General features: G+C 57.6%; 26 protein-coding genes. 9 read left to right on the forward strand and 17 right to left on the reverse strand.

Translation table 11 applies throughout. From position 1 onward, the window contains the following. Positions 1-5 precede the first annotated feature (5 nt). From ACYZT4_RS01770 to ACYZT4_RS01805, 8 genes are all read right to left on the reverse strand, one after another. Positions 6-3,317, reverse strand: a complete 3,312-nt coding sequence (locus ACYZT4_RS01770) for a transporter substrate-binding domain-containing protein (protein WP_461984771.1) — start codon at positions 3,315-3,317, stop codon at positions 6-8. A gap of 8 nt (positions 3,318-3,325) precedes the next feature. After that, positions 3,326-3,952: a response regulator transcription factor gene (locus ACYZT4_RS01775; RefSeq protein ID WP_084321121.1), complete on the reverse strand. Its 627-nt coding sequence runs from the start codon at positions 3,950-3,952 to the stop codon at positions 3,326-3,328. Between the two features lie 242 nt (positions 3,953-4,194). Then, positions 4,195-4,599: a response regulator gene (locus tag ACYZT4_RS01780; RefSeq protein ID WP_461984773.1), complete on the reverse strand. Its 405-nt coding sequence runs from the start codon at positions 4,597-4,599 to the stop codon at positions 4,195-4,197. Positions 4,600-4,769: 170 nt separating this feature from the next. After that, complete coding sequence (locus ACYZT4_RS01785) at positions 4,770-6,098, reverse strand: deoxyguanosinetriphosphate triphosphohydrolase (RefSeq protein ID WP_461984775.1); 1,329 nt, start codon at positions 6,096-6,098, stop codon at positions 4,770-4,772. A gap of 68 nt (positions 6,099-6,166) precedes the next feature. Then, positions 6,167-7,330, reverse strand: a complete 1,164-nt coding sequence (locus tag ACYZT4_RS01790; RefSeq protein WP_461984777.1) for an EAL domain-containing protein — start codon at positions 7,328-7,330, stop codon at positions 6,167-6,169. Between the two features lie 124 nt (positions 7,331-7,454). Beyond that, complete coding sequence (locus ACYZT4_RS01795; RefSeq protein WP_461984779.1) at positions 7,455-7,796, reverse strand: hypothetical protein; 342 nt, start codon at positions 7,794-7,796, stop codon at positions 7,455-7,457. Then, positions 7,793-8,182 carry a phage holin family protein gene (locus ACYZT4_RS01800; protein WP_461984781.1) on the reverse strand — a complete coding sequence of 130 codons (390 nt, stop codon included), beginning with the start codon at positions 8,180-8,182 and terminating at the stop codon, positions 7,793-7,795. Before ACYZT4_RS01800 ends, ACYZT4_RS01795 begins: the two co-directional genes overlap by 4 nt. Positions 8,183-8,184: 2 nt before the next feature. Further along, positions 8,185-8,499, reverse strand: a complete 315-nt coding sequence (locus ACYZT4_RS01805) for an ElaB/YgaM/YqjD family protein (RefSeq protein ID WP_150713107.1) — start codon at positions 8,497-8,499, stop codon at positions 8,185-8,187. 302 nt (positions 8,500-8,801) lie between these two features. Here ACYZT4_RS01805 and ACYZT4_RS01810 point away from each other — a divergent pair, with 302 nt between their 5' ends. After that, entirely contained in the window at positions 8,802-10,010 is a 1,209-nt protein-coding gene (locus ACYZT4_RS01810) for an ammonium transporter (protein ID WP_461984783.1), read from the forward strand. A gap of 1 nt (position 10,011) precedes the next feature. Here ACYZT4_RS01810 and ACYZT4_RS01815 read toward each other — a convergent pair whose 3' ends face one another. Next, positions 10,012-11,724 (reverse strand): cation:proton antiporter, encoded by a 1,713-nt coding sequence (locus tag ACYZT4_RS01815; protein ID WP_461984785.1) that lies wholly within the window; start codon positions 11,722-11,724, stop codon positions 10,012-10,014. Between the two features lie 209 nt (positions 11,725-11,933). Between ACYZT4_RS01815 and ACYZT4_RS01820 the strand changes: the two genes are divergently transcribed. The 3 genes from ACYZT4_RS01820 (at position 11,934) to ACYZT4_RS01830 (ending at position 13,615) form a co-directional block, all read left to right on the forward strand. Continuing rightward, positions 11,934-12,170: a glutaredoxin family protein gene (locus tag ACYZT4_RS01820; protein WP_461984787.1), complete on the forward strand. Its 237-nt coding sequence runs from the start codon at positions 11,934-11,936 to the stop codon at positions 12,168-12,170. A 162-nt stretch (positions 12,171-12,332) separates the two neighbouring features. After that, complete coding sequence (locus ACYZT4_RS01825; RefSeq protein WP_461984788.1) at positions 12,333-12,653, forward strand: transcriptional regulator; 321 nt, start codon at positions 12,333-12,335, stop codon at positions 12,651-12,653. Between the two features lie 71 nt (positions 12,654-12,724). After that, entirely contained in the window at positions 12,725-13,615 is an 891-nt protein-coding gene (locus ACYZT4_RS01830) for a pseudouridine synthase (RefSeq protein WP_461984790.1), read from the forward strand. Positions 13,616-14,194: 579 nt separating this feature from the next. On the opposite strand, the gene ACYZT4_RS01835 is transcribed toward ACYZT4_RS01830, so the two are convergent. Beyond that, complete coding sequence (locus ACYZT4_RS01835; protein ID WP_461984792.1) at positions 14,195-14,416, reverse strand: YgdI/YgdR family lipoprotein; 222 nt, start codon at positions 14,414-14,416, stop codon at positions 14,195-14,197. A 78-nt stretch (positions 14,417-14,494) separates the two neighbouring features. Continuing rightward, a complete protein-coding gene (gene mobA / locus ACYZT4_RS01840) occupies positions 14,495-15,109 on the reverse strand; it encodes a molybdenum cofactor guanylyltransferase MobA (RefSeq protein ID WP_461984794.1) in 615 nt (204 codons plus the stop codon). Between the two features lie 81 nt (positions 15,110-15,190). On the opposite strand from mobA, the gene moaB reads away from it, so the two are divergent. Both moaB and ACYZT4_RS01850 read left to right on the forward strand, forming a co-directional pair. Next, entirely contained in the window at positions 15,191-15,730 is a 540-nt protein-coding gene (gene moaB, locus ACYZT4_RS01845) for a molybdenum cofactor biosynthesis protein B (protein ID WP_461984795.1), read from the forward strand. Continuing rightward, complete coding sequence (locus ACYZT4_RS01850; protein WP_461984796.1) at positions 15,714-16,940, forward strand: molybdopterin molybdotransferase MoeA; 1,227 nt, start codon at positions 15,714-15,716, stop codon at positions 16,938-16,940. Before moaB ends, ACYZT4_RS01850 begins: the two co-directional genes overlap by 17 nt. 66 nt (positions 16,941-17,006) lie before the next feature. Here the strand turns inward: ACYZT4_RS01850 and ACYZT4_RS01855 are convergent, their stop codons facing one another. Next, positions 17,007-17,315 carry a hypothetical protein gene (locus ACYZT4_RS01855; protein ID WP_461984797.1) on the reverse strand — a complete coding sequence of 103 codons (309 nt, stop codon included), beginning with the start codon at positions 17,313-17,315 and terminating at the stop codon, positions 17,007-17,009. 226 nt (positions 17,316-17,541) lie between these two features. On the opposite strand from ACYZT4_RS01855, the gene yegS reads away from it, so the two are divergent. Continuing rightward, the gene (gene yegS, locus ACYZT4_RS01860; RefSeq protein ID WP_461988513.1) at positions 17,542-18,459 is read left to right on the forward strand and encodes a lipid kinase YegS; all 918 of its coding nucleotides are present in this window, start codon (positions 17,542-17,544) and stop codon (positions 18,457-18,459) included. On the opposite strand, the gene ACYZT4_RS01865 is transcribed toward yegS, so the two are convergent. The 3 genes from ACYZT4_RS01865 to ACYZT4_RS01875 form a co-directional block, all read right to left on the reverse strand. After that, on the reverse strand, positions 18,443-19,102 hold the full coding sequence (locus ACYZT4_RS01865; RefSeq protein WP_461984799.1) for a response regulator: 660 nt from the start codon (positions 19,100-19,102) through the stop codon (positions 18,443-18,445). The two genes, yegS and ACYZT4_RS01865, sit on opposite strands and share 17 nt — an antisense overlap. Next, positions 19,099-19,992, reverse strand: a complete 894-nt coding sequence (locus ACYZT4_RS01870) for a sensor histidine kinase (RefSeq protein ID WP_461988515.1) — start codon at positions 19,990-19,992, stop codon at positions 19,099-19,101. Before ACYZT4_RS01870 ends, ACYZT4_RS01865 begins: the two co-directional genes overlap by 4 nt. A gap of 337 nt (positions 19,993-20,329) precedes the next feature. Then, positions 20,330-20,797 (reverse strand): hypothetical protein, encoded by a 468-nt coding sequence (locus tag ACYZT4_RS01875; protein WP_461984801.1) that lies wholly within the window; start codon positions 20,795-20,797, stop codon positions 20,330-20,332. Between the two features lie 457 nt (positions 20,798-21,254). Between ACYZT4_RS01875 and ACYZT4_RS01880 the strand changes: the two genes are divergently transcribed. Both ACYZT4_RS01880 and ACYZT4_RS01885 read left to right on the forward strand, forming a co-directional pair. Then, a complete protein-coding gene (locus ACYZT4_RS01880) occupies positions 21,255-22,190 on the forward strand; it encodes a chemotaxis protein CheV (protein WP_017339985.1) in 936 nt (311 codons plus the stop codon). Between the two features lie 114 nt (positions 22,191-22,304). Then, positions 22,305-23,111, forward strand: coding sequence for an MOSC domain-containing protein (locus ACYZT4_RS01885; protein WP_461984803.1), 807 nt, complete (start codon positions 22,305-22,307; stop codon positions 23,109-23,111). Between the two features lie 70 nt (positions 23,112-23,181). On the opposite strand, the gene ppnP is transcribed toward ACYZT4_RS01885, so the two are convergent. Next, positions 23,182-23,466, reverse strand: coding sequence for a pyrimidine/purine nucleoside phosphorylase (gene ppnP, locus ACYZT4_RS01890; RefSeq protein ID WP_461984805.1), 285 nt, complete (start codon positions 23,464-23,466; stop codon positions 23,182-23,184). Between the two features lie 82 nt (positions 23,467-23,548). Further along, positions 23,549-24,115 (reverse strand): 3'-5' exonuclease, encoded by a 567-nt coding sequence (locus tag ACYZT4_RS01895; protein WP_461984807.1) that lies wholly within the window; start codon positions 24,113-24,115, stop codon positions 23,549-23,551. Positions 24,116-24,122 lie beyond the last annotated feature (7 nt).

A 24,122-nucleotide genomic window follows, 5' to 3' on the forward strand; every position in this document is an offset into this window, starting at 1 on the left:
CATAGTTAAGCCTCCATGATTCTGCTTTCGTCGTTTTTGGCAATTTGTTGCAGCAATGCCTGCTCCAGTTCGAGCATCGCGTGCGCCAGGGCTTTGCTGCGTTCATCCACTTCGTCAGGATGGAACTCTCCAACCTGATGGCAAACGTGTTCCAGCGCCTCGCAACTGTCGATCAACCGGCTGGCCTGGACGATCCTCGCAGCGCCTTTGATTTTGTGGGCGATATCGAGAAACAGCCTCGGGTCGCTTGAACTCGCGAGTGCTTGCAGTGCTCGTCGGTCATGACGGTTACTGGAAAGCAGTTCCGTCAGCAATCGCAGGTCCATTGCCGGGTTGCCTCCTGTCAACAAGTGCAGCCCTGCGAGGCTGAAGGCGGGGTCGCCGTCGATTGGTGCGATGCCTGCAACCCATTGGCTCAAGGCTCTCAGAGTCAGCGGCTTGAACAGGCAGTCGTCCATCCCTGCCAGTTTGCAGCGCTGGATTTCTTCCGCTTGGGCGTTGGCGGTAAATCCCAGCACGGTGCACGGGGGGCGATGTAATTGATGTTCATGGCTGCGGATGGCGCGGGCGAGTTCGTATCCATTCATGACCGGCATGTTGCAGTCGACAATCACCAGATCGAACTGTCCCGCTTTCCACGCCGCCAGTCCTGCTTCACCGTCCTCGGCGACACTGAACCGGTGCCCCAGAAACTCAAGCTGTTGACACATCAGCAAACGATTGGCCGGGTGATCGTCGACTACCAGAATGTTCAGCGGCGTTGCGCAGGTGTGAAGGGGCGTTTCAGTGATGTACGCCACCGGCTCGACTGGCAGAGCGGTCAGGAACAGCGACACCTGGACTTGGGTGCCAACGCCCGGCTGGCTGCCCAGATGCAGACTGCCGCCCATCATTTCGCACAGACTTCGGCTGATAACCAGACCCAGGCCGGCGCCACCTCTGCCTGACTGTCCGGTGTCATCGGCCTGGGCGAAGGGTTCGAACAGTCTTCGTTGGTCCTGTTCGCTGATGCCGATGCCGCTGTCCTCAACCTGCAACAGCAGCTGCACTTGCTCCGGTTGCGCTGTCGCAAGCAACTCCACGGTGACCGTGACCTGGCCCTGCTCCGTGAATTTGATAGCGTTGCTGATCAGATTCGACAGCACCTGTTTGAAACGCATCGGGTCCAGCAGGACATCGATTGCCGGATTGGCCGGATTGAGTTCCAGCAACAGTTCGAGGTTCTTCTGGCGCGCCAGCCCCTCGAAGATCCGCACCACTGCCCCGACGATTTCACTGGGGTTCACCCGTTCCGGATTCAGGCTCAGACGCCCGGATTCAATCCGTGCGATGTCGAGAATGTCCCCGATCAGTTCCAGCAGATCCTTGGCCGAGTTGTAGGCGACTTCAATGGCCGGTCGGTCCGGATGGTGGCGTTCGATGCGCTTGAGTGTCAGTTCGAGCATGCCGATGACCGCATTCATTGGCGTGCGGATTTCATGACTCATGGTTGCCAGAAAAATGCTTTTGGCGCGGTTGGCGTCATCGGCGCGCTCCTTTGCACAGCGCAGTTCCTCGAACAGATGGCGCCGCTCGGTCAATTGGTCATTCAGCGCGTGCTCGGCTGCCTGACGCTGTTTGATCTGGCGACGCATGCAGGCATTCCAGGCCGCGGAAAGCAGCAGCAACACGCCGGCCCCGATAACAATCTGATAGAACAAACGCTGATAGTTGCGCCAGGTGCTTTGCGAGGAGGCCGAATAGCCACGCCAGCGGCTGTTGATAATGCCCAGTTCTTCGGGGGCGATGCTCAGCAGTGCCTTGTTCAGAATGGCATTCAGCTCTTTGGCTTCTCGCCCGGTCGCCAGTGAAAACGCAGCCTGGCGCGTACCGATGGTGGTCCTGATCTGAAGGGTGGATTCGAAAAGCCGTGATGAAATGAAGTAGTTGGCGATCACCAGTGAGTTCACCGAACCTTCGGCCCTGCCTTCAGCGAGCAACTCCACGGCGCTGAACGTGTCCGGCGTTTCAATTAATCTGATCCGCGGGAATTCCTGGCGCAGGTAATCCACCAGCGGATTGCCTTGAGCGATGGTCAGGCGTTTACCCGCCAACTGCTCAAGGTTCGCCGGGCTGTCGGTGGTTTTTCGAGTCAACAGGACAAAGGAGTTTTGCAGGTAGGGGCGAGTGAAATTCAGGGTTTTTTCACGCTCGGCGCTGGGCAGCAAGGCGGCAATCACGTCCGCCTGGTTGTCGTTGATCTGCTCGATCATCTCGTCATCGCTTCGGCTGCGGCGAATGTCAAAGCGCAGGCCGGTACGGAGTCTGATCAGTTCGAGCAGGTCCGCGGTCACCCCGCGAAAATTGCCCTCGCTGTCGAAAAAAGTCAGGGGCGCGAAGGCCTCATTGACCACAACGCGCACCACCGGATGTTGCGCCAGCCAGAGTTCCTCGGCATGGGTGAGCTGTAACTTCTGGTCGGTGAGAAGTATGTCGCTGCCAGCACTCCAACGCTCGGCGATATTTTGCCGATCGTTGGCGGGGATGGCCATGAGCATCGCGTTGATGATCCCGAGCAGCTGCGGGTTGTTTTTTTGCACGGCGAAGCTAAACCCGTGGGCTTCGTGCTTGCCGAAATTCGCCATGCGGATATTGTTCAGATAACCCTTGTTGATCATGTAATGGGTCGAGATGGTGTCACCCAGGAATACGTCGGCCTGGTCAAAGGCCACTGCATTGATTGCATTCTGATAGGACGGGTACGACGTAATGATCGCTTTGGGGTAAAGGGCCCTGACTTCCTCCAGTGGCAAATAGTGATACACCATGCTCAAGCGCAAGCCGGCAAGGCCATCGGCCAGGGATCGCGTTTCTCCTTCGCGGGTCACCAGAACCGGTTGGTCCACGGCGTAAGGCGCAGACAACACGATGTCGGCATTGTGAGCCTCGAATCCATTGGCAGTGCCGAGCAAATCGACTTCGCCTTTTTCGAGCGCCTTGATCGCAGCCCCGCGAGACGCGAAGCGCTGGACCTTGACCGGTAAACCCAGGGTTGTGCCAAGGATGCCCGCGTAATCGGCGGTGAGACCTTCGTAGTCTTTGCCGCTGAGGGTCAGGTCGAACGGCGGATAGTCCGGTGCCGACGTGCCCAGAATCAGTTCGCGTTTATTGGTTATCCATTGTCGTTGAGAGGGGGCCAGTTGGATTTCCAGATGCCTGACAGTCGAACGACTGAGCAGGGTGAAATGTTCGCCGGCAGCCTGCGCAGCAGGCACTGAAGTGCTCAGGCATAACCCTGCCGCCATGAGTATCAGATAATCCTTTATACGACGGGGCATCCTGTGTCTCACACCAATGCGTTACGTTTTGCCATCTCTATGAGTTCAACCAGGGATTTGGCCTTGAGTTTTTGCATGAGTCTTTTTTTATAAGTGCTGACAGTTTTGTTACTGAGAAACATGCCCTTGGCAATTTCTTTGTTGGTTCGGCCTTGAGCAAAAAGTTGCAATACCATCAGCTCTCTGTCGTTGACTGATTTGAACAGTTCCAGCTCGGCGCAACGCAAGTCATCACCGCGAACTGGGTTCAAGGCCTGGCTGGGGAAGTAGTTGTAACCGGACAATACTGCTTTTATGGCACTCACCAGTTCACTCAAGTCTTCCTGTTTGCAGACATAACCAGATGCGCCGGATTGCATGCAGCGAATACCGAACAGCGTCGGGCATTGCGCTGTTAATACCAGTGTTTTCAGCGGTGTACTCATTGCGTTGAAGCGTGCGAGAACTTCGAGCCCATCCAGTTTTGGGATGCTGATATCGAGAATGACCAGGTCGGGCATGCATTCACGAACCATCTGCATTGCATCGACCCCATTATCGGATTCGCCAACAACTTTGTAGCCTTCGTGCTCGAGTAACATTCGGACGGCAAGGCGGATGACCGGGTGGTCGTCGACAATAAAAACGGAGTTCATGATCAAATCCCATGCGAGGCCAATAAAGCGCGCACCTTAGCTCAGATAGTTGATGGGACGTATGAACCGACGGACCTCTAGCAGCAATATAGGAATAGTCCTACAAAGAAAGAAGAATAGGACTACGAATCAACTAGGTTTTGAATGAGGACGAGGTGAAGTTGTTGGTGGTTAATCAGTTCGTGAAGATTGGCTTCACGCGCTTAAGTTTGTATTGGCTGATAACTGTTGACGGTGGTTATTTAATATCGCGTTGAATTCAATAATTTTCTAAATTCCGATTGTTTCAATGGTTTTATCAGATAGCCAAGTAAGGGCACGCCCTGTGCGTTTGCGGCTTTTTCCAATCCGTCGAGTTCTCTGCGCGTCAAGCTGCTTAATAGTATCGCTTGTCTGATCATCCCCAAGTGGCTGGCAAGCTGGACCAGTTCGAGCCCACAAAGATCGGGCAGACATTGATCGCACAATAGAATGTCAAACGGTTGCACCGCCGTCAGCATGTGTTGCAAGGCCCCTTGGGCGCTGTCGGAAGTTGTCAGTTGAGTGAAACCGTAACTTTCCAGCAGGCACTGAGTCGCCCTTAGTTGAAAGGGATGATCTTCCACCAGCAGGATGCGCCAATCGTCTTCGGACTTGGGATTACTCACGCGTCAACTCTCATACAGAGGGGCGTCTCATTGTTCCTCGAGAAAGGCGAACAATCGATCAGTTTGCTCGGCGTGAGGTGTAGGGGAATTCGCAAAAGCTGAGTGCAATTTAGCGTTAGAAGGCAGATCAGCCATTACTGGTGGTGTAATGACTGATCAACCGGTTTTCGTCAGTGGCTCGAGCGCCCCGTCATCTCCAGTGCCATTTCACTGGCATAGCTGTCGGTCATCCCCGCAATGAAATCAATCATGCGCAGGAATGAAGCGTGCAAAGGGCCGTGGGGGTCGGGTGCACCGTTACCCAACAGGTCGAGGACACGGCGGCTCTTGAACGACGGCGTGCGACCGTTGTGCGGTTCCAGCGCCGCACCACAGAAAGCATTGAGCAGAATTTCCAGCGTGGTATAGGCGCCGATTTCGTGCAGGGTCTTGCGCTTGTCCTGGAAGATCTTCTTGCGCGCCATGTCTTTGGCGTTCAATACACAGCGCTTGGCGGGACCGTGCATGTGTTCGACCAGATCACCGGGCAGCGTGCCGCACAGCAGCGCGTCCTGTTGCTCGACGAAGGCACGGGCGGCGGCGTTGGTCAGGTGCTCAATGGCTTTACCGCGCAGGATCGCCAATTTGCGCCGACGCGAATCCAGCGGGCCGAGCTGGCGATAGGTTTCTGGAAGATCGTCGCCTACGAGGTCCAGCAGCAGGGACTCCACTTCGGCGTACTCCAGCAGCTCCATTTCCAGGCCATCTTCGAGATCGATCAGCGCGTAGCAGATGTCATCGGCCGCTTCCATCAGGTACACCAACGGATGGCGTGCCCAGCGTTGGTCTTCAAGTTGCGGCAAGCCAAGTTTATGAGCAATCTGCTCCAGCAGCGGCAGCTCACTCTGGTAACAGCCGAATTTGTGTTTCTTGTAACCCAGTGAGTCTGCGTGCTTGGCCGTCCAGGGGTATTTCAAATATGTACCCAGCGTGGCGTAGGTCAACCGGGTGCCGCCATCGAACTGGTGGTACTCCAACTGCGTGAGCACCCGGAAACCTTGGGCATTGCCTTCGAAATTGAGGAAATCATTGCGTTCGACTTCGCTCATCGCGTCCAGCCAGCCACGTCCTGCTGCCTGCAGGAACCAGTGGCGGATCGCGTCCTCACCGGAGTGACCGAAGGGCGGGTTGCCAATGTCGTGAGCCAGGCAGGCCGATTGGACCACCATGCCCAGGTCGCTGGGTTCACACCAGTCGGGAAGGGCGCTGCGGATGGTTTCACCGACGCGCATGCCCAGCGAACGGCCGACGCAACTGACTTCCAGAGAGTGGGTCAGGCGCGTGTGGATGTGATCGTTGCTGGAGACCGGATGGACTTGGGTCTTGCGCCCGAGACGGCGAAAAGCTCCGGAGAAAATGATGCGGTCGTGATCTTTGTGGAAAGGGCTGCGGCCAAGTTCTTCCGGGCTGTGCAGAGGCTTTCCGAGGCGTTCGCGGGTGAGCAGGGTTTGCCAATCCAAGGCTGGTTCTCTCCGTCAGGTGACTGAGCGCCTAGCTTCCCGTTTCACACCGGAGCCTGCAAGCGGAACTACAACCCGGCGGCGTCAATATCGATGAGCAGCAGGCGCTCGCCATTGTTGAAAAATTGTCCCGCAGTGAGGCAGTACTGATTGCTGGTGGCATCCCGGTACGTGTTGGAAAGCGTCAGTCGGCGCTCGTCCCAGCCCTCTGCCAACAAGTGATAAAAGTACGGGCGCCATGACCAGTTGTGCCCCAGGTAGCGATCGTCGGCTTCCCAGCGGTTGTTGCGCCACTCCAGATTCGGCGTCAATTGCGTGCCGTGACGGTCGCACTGATAGAAGCGCAACAGCCAGGGAAAGGCATCCAGTTGCGGAAGAGCGCTGAGCGGCGCACGGGCCTGGGCCCAGGTTTGCAAGATGGACATCAACTCGCCGAGCTGCTGGCGCATGATCATCAGTCGGCCACGTTCAGCGAGTTTTTGCTGGACATAGCGCTGGCGCAGTTGGGCGAAGCGCTCGACAAAAGCGTCCGTTGCAAAGAAGTCCGCTTGCGCACGGGCGAACAGAAAGCCCTGCACATAGCGCGAGCCACATTCCAGCGCAAAATTCAGTTGCGCTTCGGTTTCGACGCCTTCGGCAATGATCCAGCACCCGGTTTTTTCGGCCATTTGCGCGAGTGCCTTGACCACATCGCTGCTCGGCCCTCCCAACGCGGCGGCCTGGAACAAGCGCATATCCAGCTTGAGAATGTCCGGTTGCAGGGCGAGTACGCGATCGAGTTGTGAATACCCGGCGCCGAAATCGTCGATGGCGATCCGCGCACCGGCTTGTCGGTATCGCGCCACCACATCGGCCAGGCGCTGGATGTCGCCGCCCAGTTCGGTGATTTCGAAAACGATTCGCTGTGGTTCGACGCCATGCCGGGTCAATTGCTTGAGGCTCGGCAGTGCCTGGTCCGGGCGCAACCTGCTGATCCAGCGCGGCGACATGTTCAGACTGAGAAACCAGTCAGCGGGCGCTTCATGCAGACGGCTCAAGGCGTTATCGCGGATCTGGCGATCAAGGCGTCGCAGGGCAATCGCAGGCGTTCGCGGGTCGGCAAATAGCGGTCCGACCGAGGTGAGTTGGCCGTCGGCCCGGCGCAGTCGGCCCAATGCTTCGACACCGGCGATACGACCGGTGGCGGTATCGATGAATGGTTGAAAGCAGGCGAGCGGTTGCCCGTCGATCACGAGGCCTCCTTAGTAGATCTTGTTTTTTGTTGAGAACTGAAGGCCGGGTGGGCACGCAGGTTTGAACCTCTCGATAAAGAGGTTCATCCCGGTGATGTTGCAAGAATGCAGCCAGATAGTGGCCTTAGTGTCTCGGCGCAGAGCCCTGCATGACCAACTTGATCAAAGGCCCCAATGTGGTGCCCAAGCGTACCAGTCGAGTCAGGCTGCTCGTGCCGCCGCCCTTAGCGCCCTTGCCGGTCAGAAAACCGAGCAGCGTCACGGCCGCCATGCCCCAGAGCGGCGCATGCTTGATGCCAAAACCGCCTTGCAGGTTCTGCGTCATCCCGCGCACCCGTTGCAGAGGCTGCAGTAATTGCGCGGATTCTTGGCGAATTTCCTGGCGATGCATTTCCATGCGCAGACGGATCAACGCCTTGCGCATTTCTGTACGCGAGCTGTTGTGAGGCAGTTCAGGCAGGCTCATGGCAGCAGGCGCTCCCGATCGTTGGCCAGTTCTTCCAGGGTGCCATGGAAGGGCGAGGACTCATCGAAGATTGCTGCTCGCAATCGCATTCCGCAGAAGATGCAGGCGAGAACGTAGAACACGCAAAGCCCGATGATGGCCGGCAGGCGATAGGTGTCCCAGAACAGGATCATGACCAGCGTCGACAATCCCACCAGCAACAGCAGGGCAAACACCAGCGCCAAGCCTGCGAACAGCAGCAGGCTGACGGTCCGGGCTTTCTGTTCCTGCAATTCGATGCCGAACAGTTCGACATGACTGTGCAGCAGGCCAAGGAATGCGGCACCCAGGCGCCGCGGTGAAGAGCTGGGGCCCGTCGCGGACGAGCCGGATTCGCCGATCGCCATAATCAGCGCCGCGTTGCCAGCAGGCCGATCAGGAATCCCACGCCGGCCGCAATACCGACCGACTGCCATGGGTTGGCCTGGACATAGTCCTCGGTGGCGGTAACGGCGGCCTGGCCGCGTTCACGCAGGGAGTCTTCAGTCAGTTTCAAGGTTTCGCGTGCACGCAGCAGGCTGTCGTGGATTTGCTCACGCAGCTCATCAGCCTGATCGCCAGCCAACGTTGCTGTGTGTTCAAGCAGTCGCTCTGTGTCGCTGACCAGTGTCTGAAAATCGTTCATCAGAATTTCTTGAGCAGTCTTTGCCTTGATGCTGGCCATTGGTGATCTCCGTAAGTGGCTTCTGTTGCGTTCGAGTATGAGCCTTGCGCGAAGGTTCAGTACAAATGTCTGGTACAACTCTTGCTGTGTCTTGGTGCGTTAGCCCGGTTATTGCGCTGTTGCCGGGCATGATTCGAGCAAAGCCTAATCCCGAATAACGAAAACTCGCGCAAAGGGTCCTGTCTTGTGCGCCAAAGCGGATCACCGGGATTATTCGTCATCCCGGAACGGTCGCAACATGGTGCACGAATTCTCTGCGCGACCTGCTTTAGTGCTTTTTAGCCTTTAGGTCTGCCAACCCCATGGAAAATCTGCAAAGCGCTGTGGACAGTCTGGTCCATAGTTCCAATACATTGTTCATTCTGATCGGTGCTGTCATGGTTTTGGCCATGCACGCCGGTTTTGCCTTTCTCGAAGTCGGTACGGTTCGGCAGAAAAACCAGGTTAATGCCTTGTCGAAGATCCTCAGCGATTTCGCCATTTCGACCTTGGCCTACTTCTTTATAGGCTATTGGATTTCCTACGGGGTGACCTTTCTGCAGCCGGCGGCGGTGATCAACGCCGATCATGGTTATGGCCTCGTGAAGTTTTTCTTTCTGCTGACGTTCGCGGCGGCGATACCCGCGATCATTTCCGGCGGCATCGCCGAGCGCGCCCGGTTTGTGCCGCAGTTGTGCGCGACAGCGTTGATCGTGGCGTTCATCTATCCGTTTTTCGAAGGCATGATCTGGAACGGCAACTATGGTCTGCAAGCCTGGTTGCTGGCGCGCTTTGGTGCTGGTTTCCACGATTTCGCAGGCTCGGTGGTGGTCCATGCCATGGGCGGTTGGCTGGCATTGGCCGCGGTGTTGTTGCTCGGGCCAAGACAAGGTCGCTATCGCGATGGAAAACTGGTGGCTTTCGCACCCTCGAGCATTCCGTTTCTCGCGCTGGGGTCGTGGATCCTGATCGTCGGCTGGTTCGGTTTCAACGTGATGAGCGCGCAAACCTTGCAAGGTGTCAGCGGGTTGGTGGCGGTGAATTCGTTGATGGCAATGGTCGGTGGCACTGTGGCGGCGCTGATTGTCGGGCGCAACGACCCTGGCTTTCTGCATAACGGTCCGTTGGCCGGATTGGTGGCGATCTGCGCCGGTTCCGATCTGATGCATCCGGTGGGAGCGCTGGCGACGGGGGCCATCGCCGGTGCGTTGTTTGTCTGGTGCTTTACCGCCGCCCAAGGCAAATGGCACATTGATGACGTCTTGGGGGTCTGGCCATTGCATGGCTTGTGCGGAGTGTGGGGCGGAATTGCCTGCGGCATTTTCGGACAGGGCGCATTGGGCGGTCTGGGCGGCGTGAGTCTGATCAGCCAGTTGATCGGCACCTCGCTGGGTGTAGTCGTGGCACTGGCCGGCGGCTTTGCAGTGTATGGCGTGATCAAGGCGCTTCATGGCCTGCGCCTGAGCCAGGAAGAAGAGTATTACGGCGCAGACCTGTCGGTGCACAAGATCGGCGCCGTGAGCCAGGATTGAGTCAATTCTCGGCATCGTCGGCCCCGGGGTAAAAACCATGCAGCAGGCGGTAACGATCACGTCGCACCTGATCCACCCGGTCCTGAACTTGCTGGCCGGGCAAACCCAGCATGATCAACGCGTGGGAGGCGAGCATCAGGCTCGACTCCAGCAATTCGGGTACCACCTCGCTGGCGCCGGCCGCTTTCAATTCGGCCAACTGGCTGTCATCCCGCGTGCGCACCAGGATCGGCACACTCGAATTGAATCGGCGCGCCTCTTTGAGGATCAGCAGGGCAATGTCGCTCTGGTCCACGGCGATCACCAACAGCCGCGCACGCTCCAACCCGACGGCGACCAGCAATTCGCCCCGGCGAGAATCGCCATAGTGCACGCAGGTTTCACCCACGGCCGCTTCCTGGACACGCACGGGATCATTATCCAGCGCAATGTAGGGTTGCTGTGCATGCCGCAAAAAGCGGCCGATTGATTGACCGACACGACCGTAACCGCAAATCACGACATGGCTGTGTAGTCCGGCATTGAGTGCGCTGATTTCCTCGAGTTTGGCTTCTTCGTTGGGCTTGCGGTGCAGGCGCGTTGCAAGCCGAGGCGCGGCGCGCAGCAACAGTGGCGTCACCAGCATCGAACAGAACGTTGCAGCCAATAGCAATCCGCCCACTTCAGCGGGCATCAGCTTGTTCTGTTGCATCAGTGCCATCAGCGCGAAGCAGAACTCGCCACCCTGAGCCAATGCCAGTCCGCTGCGCCAGGCTGTTTCGCCATCGCTGCCACGCCACTGGACCAGCAGCGCAACCACGCAACCCTTGATCAACAGCAACCCCAGGGTCAAACCGAGAATCAGCACGCCGTGGCTGACGAACAACTGCAAGTCGATGAGCATGCCGATGCTGACGAAAAATACGCCGAGCAGGATGTCGCGGAACGGGCGGATGTCGGCTTCGATCTGATGGCGGTAGTGGCTTTCGCCCAGCAACATGCCGGCGAGAAAGGCGCCCAGAGCAGGTGAAAGCCCAAGCAGATGAGTCAGCCAAGCCGTCAGCAAGACGATCACCAGCGCCAGCAGGACAAACAATTCCGCGGAACGGGCCGCGGCCACCTCATGGAAAAGCCGTGGCAACAACCAGCGACTGGCCAGCAGCAGACCGATAAAAAGCCCAACGGTCTTGCCCAGCGTCACGGGTAACGCCCAATACCAGGCCTGAGTGCTGCTGCCGGCGAACACCGGCACCAGGGTCAGCAGCAACACGGCCACGATGTCTTGGAACAGCAGCACGGCAATAGCATTCTGGCCGTGGCTGCTGAAAATCTCGCCGAGGCTGCTTAGCTCCTTGCTGACAATGGCGGTAGAAGACAACGACAGACCGGCGCCGAGCAGTAGTGCAGGCGTCGCCGCCATGCCGAACAGCATCAGCAAACTCCCCAGCAGTAGCGCGGTGATCAGCACTTGCTGGCTGCCCAATCGGAACACAACTTTGCGCAATGCGAGCATTTTCGACAGGGAAAATTCCAGGCCGAGAGAAAACAGCAGGAATACCACCCCGAGCTCGGCGAGGTCGGGCAACTCCTCGCTTTCATTGATCCAATTGAGCGCCGTCGGCCCTATCATCAACCCCACGCACAGGTAACCCAGCACTGGCGGCAGGCGCAGGCGCTGGAACAGTGCAATCACCACCAGGGAGGAGGCGAGAATGATCAGAAGGTTGGCGAACACTAAAAACTCCGGTGAAAGGTGCTGGCAACTCCAGCGTAGAGGCAAAAAAGCCGTGAGGATCGCTTAATCGAGATTCAGTCCGAATGATTTGAGTCAGGAGTTTGCCGAAATCTTTGGACTCCCCACCGTTCTGACGCTCGGTCCCTGCAACTCGACTGCTTGTGATCGTGGGCCTAGAATGTACGCCTACTCTGCCGGGTCCTGCGCTTATGCCTCCTGAATGCCAGCTGTTCGGCACCCTTGGGTGCCATCTTTGTGAAGTTGCCGAAGAAGAACTGATGCCCTTGGTCGAGCATGGTCTGATGGTGGAATTGGTCGACATCGCGGAAAACGAAAACTGGGTCGAAGACTACGGGTTACGCATTCCGGTGCTGCGCCGTCTTGATACCGGCGCCGAACTCGACTGGCCGTTCGATGCCGAGCAGGTGGTGGCGTTTCTGCGCTGATTTCGCGCAAATTCTGACTCCCATCTGTCGCGGTTCTCGTTACGGTCATTGGCGAGTGCAGGTTATTCGGTTACTGTATGTTCATACAGTTGCTCGGATTGCCTGTCACGTTTGACCTTTTGTGGGTCAGGCAGGCGATCCCGGAAGTCAGAGGGATGAATCTTGGTCAATGTCGAACAATTGAAGAACACCGTGAACCGGATGTCGGTGGACGTGATACGTGACGCCGTCGCCGAATTGCGGCTGGATGGCCTGGTCACGGAAGGCAAGACCCCGTTCAACAAAGTGCATTTCAATACCTGTTTCGCCGAGATCGAGGCGCTCTTCCAGCGCGCGGGTTTTCACCGGCCGCTGGATGTCGTTGGTTATCAGGGGTTGTTGTACGCCATTTATGACCCAGGTCGCTGGGAAGCGGTCGATGTGTTGCGCTGGCTCAAGGAGTTCACCGAAGCAGCAGCGCGCGCGCAGTCGATCTCCGCATGAAGATTCTCTTCTAGGTTCGATTCGGCGGCTGCTGGATAATGCCGCCCTGTATCGAGGGTTAGAGCATTTGTATGTCCACTTCAAATTTTTCTGCTGCGCATAGCCAGGCCAGCACACTGTACTTACCGCCTGGGCAGTGGCTAACCGTACTCGACTGCCTGTGTGAACATTTTCGCGCCATCGGTCGTGAACAATGGCTGGACCGAATCGCACGAGGTCGTGTACTTGACGGGCATGGCGTGCCAATTGCCCTCGATCTTGCTTACAAGGAAGGCCTGCGGATTCACTACTTCAGGGAGGTTCTGGACGAAAAGCCGATCCCGGTGATCGAGGCGATCCTGTATGCCGACGAGCATCTGGTGGTGGCCGACAAACCGCATTTTCTGCCAGTGACACCGTCGGGCGAATACGTTGAGCAAACGCTGTTACGTCGGTTGATCCGTCGCCTGGACAACCCGCATCTCGTGCCCTTGCATCGCATTGACCGGCACACGGCAGGGCTGGTGCTGTTTTCAGCCAACCCTCACAGTCGTTCGGCCTATCAGTCTCTATTTCCCACGCGGCAGATAGAAAAACGCTACGAGGCCATCGCCAAAGCCCTACCGGAGTTGGCTTTTCCTTTGGTCCACAAAAGTCGACTTATCGATGGTGAGCCTTTCTTCCGCATGCAGGAGGGGCCCGGCATCAGCAATACCGAGACGGCTGTCGAGGTCAGGGAGAAGAACGGCGATCTCTGGCGTTACGGTCTCTACCCGCTGACGGGCAAGAAGCATCAGTTGCGGGTGCACATGACGGCCTTGGGAGCCAGCATCTGTAATGACCCGTTCTATCCGAAGGTGCTCAAGGATGTCGAAGACGACTACGCCAATCCGTTGAAGTTGCTGGCTCAGGGACTCCGGTTTGCGGACCCGATTACCGGCGAACAGAGAAATTTTGAAAGCAGCATCACCCTGCAATGGTGATGCTGTGCTTTGTCGGCAGCCGACCCGGCTTTACGTGATCTGAACGACTCGTTCTGGCTCTGGCCAGTGCAGAATGTTGGAACGCTTTCAAGGGGGGGCATATCCGTTTTTTTGGGGGATGGCGGGTATGCCGACCGAGGCATCAAGCGGGTGCGCTTCGCTTGTTTTACCGTGCACATCTTCCGGCTGACGCTGATTCCCGGTAGGAGCCTGCTTGCTGTCGATGGCGGGAAATGCGTACGACCAGAGAGCCAGGTCGGCTATCAGTCCGCCTCGCATGCTTTTGATCTGCTTGCCCCATGGGGAGGCCGAGCCACAGCGAGGCACCGGACGAAAGGGGCAAAAGCGCTTGGTTACTTGCCGCCGGGCGGCGTTCCGTGTTTGCAAGTGACTCGCCGTAAGGGCGAAACCAATACCAGCCGTTACCGCAGCAATGGATATGTACACAACCCAAAACCTCCAGCCTGAATATCCCCGGTGCTCATCAGCGAATAGGCCAAGCAACAGTGATGGCTTTTCTCCAGCCATGAAAAAGCCCGCTTTAAAGCGGGCTTTTCTGAATCCGGTGTCGCCGAAAGATTAAAGCTCTTTAACGGTACGGACCTGATCCTTGTTAACGCGGGTTTCTTTTCCGTCCAATTGTTCGAACTCGTAGAAGCCGGCTTTTTCGTCGTACTTTGGCGTGTCGACGGCCTGGATTTCGCGACCGTCATTTAAGGTGATCACAGTAGGCGAAGCGCAACCGGCGAGGGTCGCGAGGCCGAGTGCGAGCATCAAAGTGGCGAGGGTCCGTTGAGTCATGAGTGTGTCTCCGAATAGGAATTCTTTTAGTTGCTGATCGTGAGACGTATACAACGCGCGCAAGTTCCTTGGCTAGTGTCAATCTGATGCGTGCTTGTGAGCGCTCAACAGTTCCGGGGTATTGAGGTTCGCCAGGCGAGGGTCGCTGTCGGGGCATTGCAGGGCTGTAGCGCCGAGTTTGCGCATGATGCGCCCCGGGCTGCGTTCGCCTTCATGCCATGCACTCTCGAATGCATCGCGCAGCGCCACGGGGATAACACAAAGCAAGGGCTCCCAATGCTCGCCCTGTCGCAGCATCAGCGGTTTGTCCGGATGCTGACTGGCGCTTTTGCGCATGCTGTCGAGCAGGTCGGCATCGATGCGCGGCACGTCGCACGGCAACACCATCAGGCACTCATGACGAGCGACCTTCAAACCTGCACGAATACCGGCCAAGGGCCCCGGAAAGTCACCGTCGTCGTCATGAACCAACCGGTCGGCGTAGGGCGCGTACTTTTCCAGATTCCTGTTGCAGGAGATGATCAGGTCGTCACTCAGCGGCCGTGCTTTACGATGGAGATGCGCAATCAATGGCTCACCGTGCCACTCGATCAACCCCTTGTCCTGCCCGCCCATCCGTTGGCCGCGCCCACCTGCCAGGAGCAGAATGGAGCAGGGTGACAGCTGGGTATTCGAGTATGTATTCGAGGTCATGGCAAGTCTCCATGGTGGCGGCAAAACAAGGGGGCGCTGTGATATAACACCGGGCTGTTTCTCCTACAACTGGACGAGCCTATGAAAGCCAAGGCTGATTTACCTTTCTCACCGCTCAACATCGCGGTGCTGACAGTCAGCGACACCCGAACCCTGGAAACCGACACCTCAGGTCAAGTCTTTGTCGACCGTTTGAGTGCTGCCGGTCATAACCTCGCTTCTCGGGTTCTGCTTAAAGATGATCTCTACAAAATTCGCGCGCAAGTTGCCAACTGGATTGCCGACGATGTCGTGCAGGTTGTGCTGATCACCGGTGGCACCGGTTTTACCGGACGCGACAGCACGCCGGAAGCGGTGAGCTGCCTGCTGGACAAGCAGGTTGATGGATTTGGTGAGTTGTTCCGCCAGATATCGGTGGCGGATATTGGCACTTCCACGGTTCAGTCCCGTGCCTTGGCCGGTCTGGCCAATGGCACGCTGGTCTGCTGTTTGCCAGGATCGACCAACGCCGTGCGCACCGGTTGGGATGGCATTCTTGCCGAGCAGTTGGATTCCCGGCACCGCCCGTGCAACTTTGTGCCTCATCTGAAACAGGCGGCACCCTGTGAATCCCGCGGATAAACCCGCAAAGACCGGCAGTCTGATGCCCGTCGAGGTGGCGCTGGCGCGCTTGCTGCAAATGGCCGAGGGCGCGCTGATTGTCGAGCATGAACGCTTGCCCTTGGCGCAGGTTCAGGGGCGTGTACTGGCCGATGACCTGGTCTCGACGCTTGATCTGCCGCCATGGCCCAACAGTGCAATGGATGGTTACGCCTTGCGCACGGCCGACTGGACGGGAGAGCCGCTAGTCGTCAGTCAGAAGATTTTCGCGGGCAACGCTCCGGAGCCCCTGGAGGCTGGTACCTGTGCACGAATCTTCACCGGGGCGCCTGTACCCGCCGGTGCAGACTGCGTTGAAATGCAGGAAAACGCCGAGGTTTTGGTTGATCACCGTGTTCGTTTCATCAAGCCCCTTGAACCAGGACAAAACATCCGTCCACAAGGCCAGGAGACCACCGTCGGCGAGCTGATTCTGCCTGCGGGCACGCGCCTTGGGCCAATCGAGCAGGGGCTGGCGGCGTCGCTGGGGTGCGCAGAACTGGACGTGATTCGCAAGGTTCGCGTCGCGGTGCTCTCCACCGGTGATGAACTGGTTGAGCCGGGACGAGCATTGGGTCCAGGCCAGATCTACAACAGCAATCGAGTACTGCTTTGCAGCTGGTTGCAGCGGTTGGGCTGCGAAGTCGTTGATGCCGGCATTCTTCCAGATGACCTTGAGACGACTCGTACTCGACTTGGCGAGTTGAAGGACGTCGACCTGATACTGTCGACCGGTGGCGTATCGGTAGGTGAAGCTGACTTTCTCGGCATTGCCTTGCGTGAAGAGGGCGAGCTGACCTTGTGGAAACTCGCGATCAAGCCCGGCAAGCCGCTGACGTTTGGACATTTTCGACGGGTCCCGGTGATCGGGCTTCCCGGTAATCCTGCGTCGACTCTGGTGACCTTTGCCTTGCTGGCAAGGCCCTATATCCTGCGCCGCCAAGGTGTAAAAGAGGTCGAGCCGCTGAAGATCCAGGTACCGGCAGGTTTTGTCTTGCCCAAAGCAGGCAATCGGCGGGAGTACTTGCGAGGGCGACTGGAGAACGGCCGTGCAATCATCTATAAAAATCAGAGCTCGGGTGTGCTGCGCAGTGCTGCCTGGGCCGATGGTCTGGTCGAAGTCCTGGAAGACCGCACGCTGGTAGAAGGTGACAGCGTAGGCTTCATCCCGCTGAGCGAAGTCCTGGGCTGATCCGTGCCTCACACTTGACACACAAACCCGATTCATCGAGCCGGGTTATGCGTTTGCGACAGCCTCTCATCGGACGAGAAGTGCTACCAGTTGATCGAAACGGCTGTTGGCGATCCACCCCAGGAGGCCGAGCACCACGGCTGATCCGCCTGCTGAGTAGGCGAGTCTGTGTTTGATGGATTTGACGTCACCCCGGACTTCTTCCATGTCCCTGCGAATATATTTGAGGTGAGTTTCGAGTTCGACGACGCGGGGTTCCATATCAACTTCTCCAGTAGGAATTGCGCTGTTACTTCGTTCGGCTTGATAACTGGCCCGCCTTTCTGCGAGCGGTGCGACGGGAGAGCCCGGCGACCTGTTGTCATGGGTTTGCATGGTACGTCCCTGTATTTCTGCTGATGACTGATAAACCGTAGCCGCCAAGTTGAACCAATCACTTCAGTGGGTCAATTGAGCCGATTCCTCACGTTGTGTAAGAAAAAATCCCGCCTTGTAGGACCTCATAAGCGTTCGGCTTGAAATAATTCATATTTTTGCGACTTTTATGGGGCGATGCGAGGTCACATTTCCCATACGGAATTCAATCATGGGAGTGACCACAATGGATGAACGCAAGGCACTATTGATTCTGCACGGCAAGCAGGCGCTCAACGAAGAGGTCCGCGCGGCTGTCCAGAACCGGCGGGCGCAGGGCTGGGAGTTGGCCGTTCGCCTGACCTGGGAGGCCGGTGATGCACAGCGATTGGTGGATGAAGCACTGACGGCGGGCTATACCAAGGTCATCGCTGGCGGAGGCGACGGGACCTTGCGTGACATTGCCGAGGCCATGGCTGCGCACTCGACGCAGGCCAGCCTGGTGTTGATGCCATTGGGCACCGCCAACGATTTTGCACGCGCTGCCGGTGTGCCATTGGAGCCCGAACAAGCCCTGGATCTTCTGGATGTCGAACCACATGCCATCGATCTGGGTGAGGTCGGCGGGCAAGTGTTTCTGAATATGGCCACCGGCGGTTTCGGCAGTCGGGTGACGGCGAACACCTCGGAAGACTTGAAGAAAGTGCTGGGCGGCGCGGCGTACCTGTTCACCGGCTTGTCACGCTTCAGTGAATTACATGCGGCCTATGGCGAGTTGCATGGCCCGGATTTTCAGTGGAGTGGCGAGCTGCTGGCGCTGGGCATCGGCAATGGCCGGCAGGCGGGGGGTGGTCATGTGCTGTGCCCGGAGGCACTGGTGGATGACGGTCTGCTGGATATCAGCATTCTGCCGGCGCCGCAGGAAGTGGTAGGCACGTTGAAAAGCTTGCTCGTCGATGGCTTCGGTATCGACAGCATGTTTGTGCGCGCTCGCTTGCCGTGGGTCGAGATCAAAGTCTCGGAAGGCCTTCACATCAATCTGGATGGCGAGCCGCTGGATGGTGAGAGCTTGCGCTTCTCGGCGCGTCCGGGGGCTCTGCACGTGCATTTGCCCGCGCATTCGCCGCTGTTGAGCGTTCCTGCTGCGATCAATCGTCCAGACTGATGATTTGCTCGCGTACGGCGAACAGTACAAGACCTGCCACATCGTAGATCTGCAAGCGCTTCATGATTTGCGAGCGATGGGTTTCAACCGTCTTGATGCTCAGCCCCAGCCCGTTGGCGATTTCCCGAGTGGATTTGCCGCGAACGATCAGTCGCAGGATTTCCAGTTGGCGCGCGGTCAGGTTGTGCGAGTCAGCGGGATCCGGCTGCTGTTTCTGGTTTCGGGTCAGTGCCTGATTGATGACCGTGTGGGCGATGGCCGGGCTCAGGTAACGCTCATTGTTGCGCAGGGCATCGAGGGCATGTTCCAGTTCAGTGGCCGTGGTGTCCTTGAGCAGGTAGCCATGGGCGCCGGATTCCAGTGCCTGCATGATCAGCGCCGGGTCGGTGTGCATCGACAGGATCAGCACCTTGCTGTGTGGGCGTACTCGTTTGAGCCGCTGCAACGCTTCAAGACCACCGGTTTCCTTCATGGAAATATCCAGCAGCACGATGTCCGGGGACAGCCGCTCGACCATTTCGAGTAACTGCGAGCCGTCATTGGCCTCGCCGATTACTGCATAACCGGGAATATCCAGCACCAGGGCGCGCACGCCAGCCCTGATCAGCGAGTGGTCGTCCACCAGAAGTAAGTTACAAGTCAATGCATAACCTTATTCGTACTGGCCCGGTCCAGCGCACGGGGCGCCCACGGGAAGAGAGCTTCGATTTGAGTGCCTTTGCCCGGCTCGCTGGTCACGCGCAGGGTACCGCCCAACTGGTCGATCCGTTCCGACATTCCGGCCATTCCCCGTTGTCCCTCGCGGCCCGGATCGGTCGCCGGCGCAAAACCGTGGCCATCATCGCTGATCGACAGCGCCAGCCCTACAGGCTGGCGTTGCAGGCGCACCAACAGATTCTTCGCTTCGGCATGGCGCAAGATATTGGTCACGGCTTCCTGGGTGATCCGAAACGCGGCCACCGCCATTTCTTCCGGAATGCCGGTCAAGCTTGAATGGCACTCCAGGCTCCAGTTTACTGGCGTGTTACACAGCGTCTTGAGCAGATGCGCACGAAGACTGGCTTCCAGCCCGAGGCTCGTCAACTGCCTGGGATTGAGAATGGCCGATACGTCACGAACTTTGGTCAGGGTTTCTTCCAGTGTGTCGCAGAGCGTCGAGCATTGCCCCTGCAACTCTTCGGGCATGCGACGCTTGAGCCATTCACTCTGAAGTTTTGCGGCGGTCAGCAATTGACCGATATCGTCATGCAGTTCCCGACTGAGCCGATGGCGCTCGTTCTCCTGAACCTTCAATAATCGGTCGGCCAGCTCCTGGGGTTCGAACTTTATAGACTTGCGCGAAAGGCGATGATGCGCCCAGACACACGTCAGCGCCGCAATATTAAGCAGTAGCAGAAGAAATGGCAGGCGAGTGGACAGGCTATAAACTGCCAGGTTGCCAAGCGCCGAGCAGGTGCACAGCAGCAGCGTGAACCGGCGCGCGTTTTCTCGGGAGGGTGGCCATGTGGTAATTGACTTGAGGCTGGCGTACATAGCGGATGGAGCCAATGGATGTTCGCTGCGGGCAGACCGATCATGTTGAATGACGGGTCTATGTCTGAGTCACACTGCCATTAATTGACGTCAACTAACGGCCGGCATAATACCACCTAAGATACCGTTGGTCGCGCCCGGTATATATGTTCATGGATCAGGAAATAGTGGGTCTGGACGTGAGTTCCACAGTGGAAAAGTATGCCCGGAGGAAGGGATATGTGTATCGGACTGTCGTCGACAGATATGAAATATTCATTTGCGACATGAGCGTGTTCTAGTTAAAGAGTTACATCATGGCAATAAGAATACTGATCACCGCATTGTCATCAGAAAATCAGGCTTGGCGCTCAGAAAAAGAAACGAGCGTAAACGGTTTTGAATTAACCAGCGGCTGAAACTGGCTTTGCCCGACCTGGAAGGCAAAGGCCTCGATCAGCGATGTCTGTTCAGCGTCGTCCAGGCTCAGTTGGCCTGTGCTTTGATCAATGAGTTCGAGTTGCCATGCCATTAATGTGAAGCAGTCCTTCAGGGCATTAAGGGCCTTATCGTGCAGGTCCACATGACTTTGGGCATGGTTCAGCAAGCCGTGGATGTGCAACGAAAACTCCGAAACGGCGACGAGGGCGAGGGCATCGGCCCTGCTGGCCAGTTTGAGCAGCGTGCTCATCATGCAGTCGATGGCGTCTTTGTCATTGCTGATCAGTTGCAGGTGACTCAAGCATTCCTCGGATTTGGCCAGGAGTGTTTCTGCCTCGACGAGAAACTCAGGGAGCCGCTGGGTCCACTCTTTACGGTTCGGCATGCTTATCTCCACAACGTCATTTCAAATGAGGGGATGTCGTGTGTGTCGAGAAAGATTTGCGGCTCGGCGTTGAAGTGCCGGGGTGAAATCGCGCTTCGTCCGGCCTGGATAGAGGCTGGGGAACTCGTGAAGGTGGATGGCCACTGACCTGCGATCGCACACAAAAGCCTGACTCCATTCATGCAATGAGAATGGCGTCACATTAATGGCTATTGGATATTGCGAATATCAGGTTGGTCCTGATTGTTACTAGGGGAATCCCTTACGCGCAGGAACTTTGGGTGCGAACAGTGGTCGCGCCGCGGGATAGAAGCAAATGAATTCGGGATGCAGTTAACCATGATGTTAATGTGACATCAATGCCCGGACGTGGCATTTTGCAGGGGGGTCAAGGTCCTGCATTAACTGCCGATAACTTTCTTTAGTGAATTCATCAGAACAAGCCCAGGAGTCATTGATGGCCGGCATTCTCGACACGGTAGACCAACGCACGCAACTGGTGGGTGAGAATCGCCTGGAAATTCTCATGTTCCGGCTGGCTGGCCGGCAATTGTTCGCGATCAACGTGTTCAAAGTGCAAGAAGTGTTGCAGTTGCCAAAGTTGACCCTGATGCCCCAGCGCCACCCGTTTGTCTGCGGCGTGGTCAATCTGCGCGGCCAGACCTTGCCGGTGATTGACCTGTCCCAGGCCATCGGCATGCGTCCACTGGTGCCAAGTCCGACCAGTACGATCATCGTCACCGAATACAACCGTTCGGTGCAGGCCTTCCTGGTCGGCGGCGTGGACCGCATTGTCAACATGAACTGGGAAGCCATTCTGCCGCCGCCGACCAGCGCCGGTCGCCAGCATTACCTGACTGCCATCAGCAAGGTCGACGATCAATTGGTGGAAATCATCGACGTCGAGAAAGTCCTGGCGGAAATCGTCCCGTATAACGCCAAGGTGTCCCGCGAGAAGCTTGACGATCCGGTCCTGGAACGCGCCCGTGGTCGCGAGGTGCTGCTGGTGGACGACTCCAACGTGGCGCTCTCGCAATTGCGCGACACCCTCGGGCAGTTGGGCGTGAAGATGCACATCGCCAGTGATGGCCTGAAAGCGCTGAACATGCTTAAGGGCTGGGCTGACACCGGCGTCAACATGACCGACAAATTGCTGATGGTCTTCACCGACGCCGAGATGCCGGAAATGGACGGCTACCGCCTGACCACCGAGATCCGTAACGACCCACGCCTGCGCGGCCTCTACGTGGTACTGCACACTTCGCTGTCTGGCAGCTTCAACGATTCGATGGTCAAGAAGGTCGGCTGCGACAACTTCCTCTCCAAATTCCAGCCGGACAAACTGGTCGACGTGGTGCGCCAGCGTTTGATGCTGGACGAAGTGCCTGCCTGAAAACGATGTAAAGACTGCACGTGTATTACCTGTGGGAGCGGTGTTCAATTCGCAGTCTTTGATTCAATCGACAAGCTCGTATAGGGTGGCATTTTATCCACCGGGAAGTTGTCCATGCTGCGTCTGAGCGCGCTTTATCGTTATCCGTTGAAATCGTGCAAGGCTGAGCCTTTGCAACGGATTGGCCTTGACAGATTGGGGCTGGACGGGGATCGACGCTGGATGCTGGTGGATGAAGCCAGTGGGCGTTTCCTGACCCAGCGTGCCGTGGGGCAGATGAGCCAGTTGTCAGCGTTGTGGAATGCCGACGGTGGCTTGAAACTCAGCGCCCCAGGCCATGAGGCGCTCGATATCGCTTTGCCTGCCAGCGATGCGCAACTGCGTGGCGTGACTATTTTTACAGACAGTTTGCGAGTGCCGGATGCGGGTGATGAAGCGGGCGCCTGGGTCAGTAAATTCATTGGCAAACCGACTCGGCTGGTGCAGATTCCCATCGATCGCGCGCGCTCCACTCAGGCGGGCTACGGTAAGGACGACGATCAAGTGGCTTTCGCCGACGGCTTCCCGTTGCTGCTGATTGGCCAGGCGTCTCTGCAGGATTTGTCCGAGAAAGTCGGTCGTCCGCTGGAGATGTTGCGCTTTCGGCCAAATCTGGTGATCGAAGGCAGTGCAGCCTATGCCGAAGATGGCTGGAAGCGTATCCGCATCGGCGATGTCGAGTTCCGCGTGGTCAAGCCGTGCTCGCGCTGCATTCTGACCACCATCGATCCGCAGACCGGTGTGCGCAGCGATGATCGCGAACCGCTCGCGACCTTGCAGAAATGCCGCGCTGAGGAAGGGGGCGCGATGTTCGGTCAGAATCTGGTCAACGACGGCAATGGCCTGCTCGAAGTGGGCATGCCGGTCACGATCCTGGAATAACCGGACCTGAATGAAAAATGCCCGTGTCGAATGACACGGGCATTTTTTTGCGCTGTGAAAACCCGGGGTTTTAGCCGCGGTATTCGCACAGGTACGCGGTGTCGACGGCCACTTTCAACTGGAACTTGCTGTTGGCTGGCACGTTGAACTGGCTGCCCGCTTCGAAGGTTTCCCAGTGAGTGCTGTCGGGCAGCTTGACGGTCAGCGCTCCGGTCACTACGTGCATGATTTCACGCTGGCTGGTGCCGAACTCGTACTCGCCCGGAGCCATGACGCCGATGGTCGCCGGACCTTCAGCGGTGCCAAAGGCGATCGATTTGACGGTGCCGTCGAAGTACTCGTTGACTTTAAACATGGGCGATTCCTCGAAAAGGGCTGAAAAGGGTGGAAAAGGGTAAAAAAGGGGCCGGCCAGTATGCACAAGGCCTGTGCCGTCGTCACCTTTCCAGAGAGGCAGAACCAGCGAGGGGCAGAACCAGCGGTAACAGACGCGCTGTATTGCGCGCATCTTCCAACGCCCGGTGCTGTTGGCCGGTGAACTGCATGCCCGCCAGTTGCAGCGCACCATTGAGCCCAAGCGGGCGTTCCAGGCGTCGGGCCTTGGCGAAGCGTTGTTTGAGGTTCATGTGCGGTACACGGCTCAATTCGCTGTCGAGTTGCAGGCGCTGCCATTCCTGAAGCAGTTGCTTGCGGTCGTAATCGCCCCAACTGGCCCAGCCTTGGAGCCGAGAGTGATGTTGCCCGAGCCAGCGCTCGAACGCTGGCCAGACCTCGGTCAGGGGCTGCGCACTGTCGATGTTGGCCTGGGTGATGTGGGTCAGTTCCCGGCAAAACGGTGTGAGCAGTGGCCGCCGCGAAGGGCGCACGAAACGCTGGAAATGATCCAGCTCGCGACCTTGACGGTCCACCAGCGTGGCTCCGATTTCGATGATCTCCATTTCCGCAACGGGCCAACCACCCTCATCGGTGGTGGCTTCCAGATCTATCACCAGCCAGTGAGGCATTGCAGGG

Source organism: Pseudomonas sp. GB2N2, assembly GCF_054897705.1.

Bases quoted from the DNA above. Each gene is read 5' to 3' on its own strand.
- ACYZT4_RS01770 (WP_461984771.1), bottom strand. From the start codon at position 3,317: ATGCCCCGTCGTATAAAGGATTATCTGATACTCATGGCGGCAGGGTTA.
- ACYZT4_RS01775 (WP_084321121.1), bottom strand. From the start codon at position 3,952: ATGAACTCCGTTTTTATTGTCGACGACCACCCGGTCATCCGCCTTGCC.
- ACYZT4_RS01795 (WP_461984779.1), bottom strand. From the start codon at position 7,796: ATGAGCCTGCCTGAACTGCCTCACAACAGCTCGCGTACAGAAATGCGC.
- ACYZT4_RS01800 (WP_461984781.1), bottom strand. From the start codon at position 8,182: ATGGCGATCGGCGAATCCGGCTCGTCCGCGACGGGCCCCAGCTCTTCA.
- ACYZT4_RS01805 (WP_150713107.1), bottom strand. From the start codon at position 8,499: ATGGCCAGCATCAAGGCAAAGACTGCTCAAGAAATTCTGATGAACGAT.
- ACYZT4_RS01810 (WP_461984783.1), top strand. From the start codon at position 8,802: ATGGAAAATCTGCAAAGCGCTGTGGACAGTCTGGTCCATAGTTCCAAT.
- ACYZT4_RS01820 (WP_461984787.1), top strand. From the start codon at position 11,934: ATGCCTCCTGAATGCCAGCTGTTCGGCACCCTTGGGTGCCATCTTTGT.
- ACYZT4_RS01830 (WP_461984790.1), top strand. From the start codon at position 12,725: ATGTCCACTTCAAATTTTTCTGCTGCGCATAGCCAGGCCAGCACACTG.
- ACYZT4_RS01835 (WP_461984792.1), bottom strand. From the start codon at position 14,416: ATGACTCAACGGACCCTCGCCACTTTGATGCTCGCACTCGGCCTCGCG.
- mobA (WP_461984794.1), bottom strand. From the start codon at position 15,109: ATGACCTCGAATACATACTCGAATACCCAGCTGTCACCCTGCTCCATT.
- moaB (WP_461984795.1), top strand. From the start codon at position 15,191: ATGAAAGCCAAGGCTGATTTACCTTTCTCACCGCTCAACATCGCGGTG.
- ACYZT4_RS01855 (WP_461984797.1), bottom strand. From the start codon at position 17,315: ATGCAAACCCATGACAACAGGTCGCCGGGCTCTCCCGTCGCACCGCTC.
- yegS (WP_461988513.1), top strand. From the start codon at position 17,542: ATGGATGAACGCAAGGCACTATTGATTCTGCACGGCAAGCAGGCGCTC.
- ACYZT4_RS01870 (WP_461988515.1), bottom strand. From the start codon at position 19,992: ATGTACGCCAGCCTCAAGTCAATTACCACATGGCCACCCTCCCGAGAA.
- ACYZT4_RS01875 (WP_461984801.1), bottom strand. From the start codon at position 20,797: ATGCCGAACCGTAAAGAGTGGACCCAGCGGCTCCCTGAGTTTCTCGTC.
- ACYZT4_RS01880 (WP_017339985.1), top strand. From the start codon at position 21,255: ATGGCCGGCATTCTCGACACGGTAGACCAACGCACGCAACTGGTGGGT.
- ACYZT4_RS01885 (WP_461984803.1), top strand. From the start codon at position 22,305: ATGCTGCGTCTGAGCGCGCTTTATCGTTATCCGTTGAAATCGTGCAAG.
- ppnP (WP_461984805.1), bottom strand. From the start codon at position 23,466: ATGTTTAAAGTCAACGAGTACTTCGACGGCACCGTCAAATCGATCGCC.
- ACYZT4_RS01895 (WP_461984807.1), bottom strand. From the start codon at position 24,115: ATGCCTCACTGGCTGGTGATAGATCTGGAAGCCACCACCGATGAGGGT.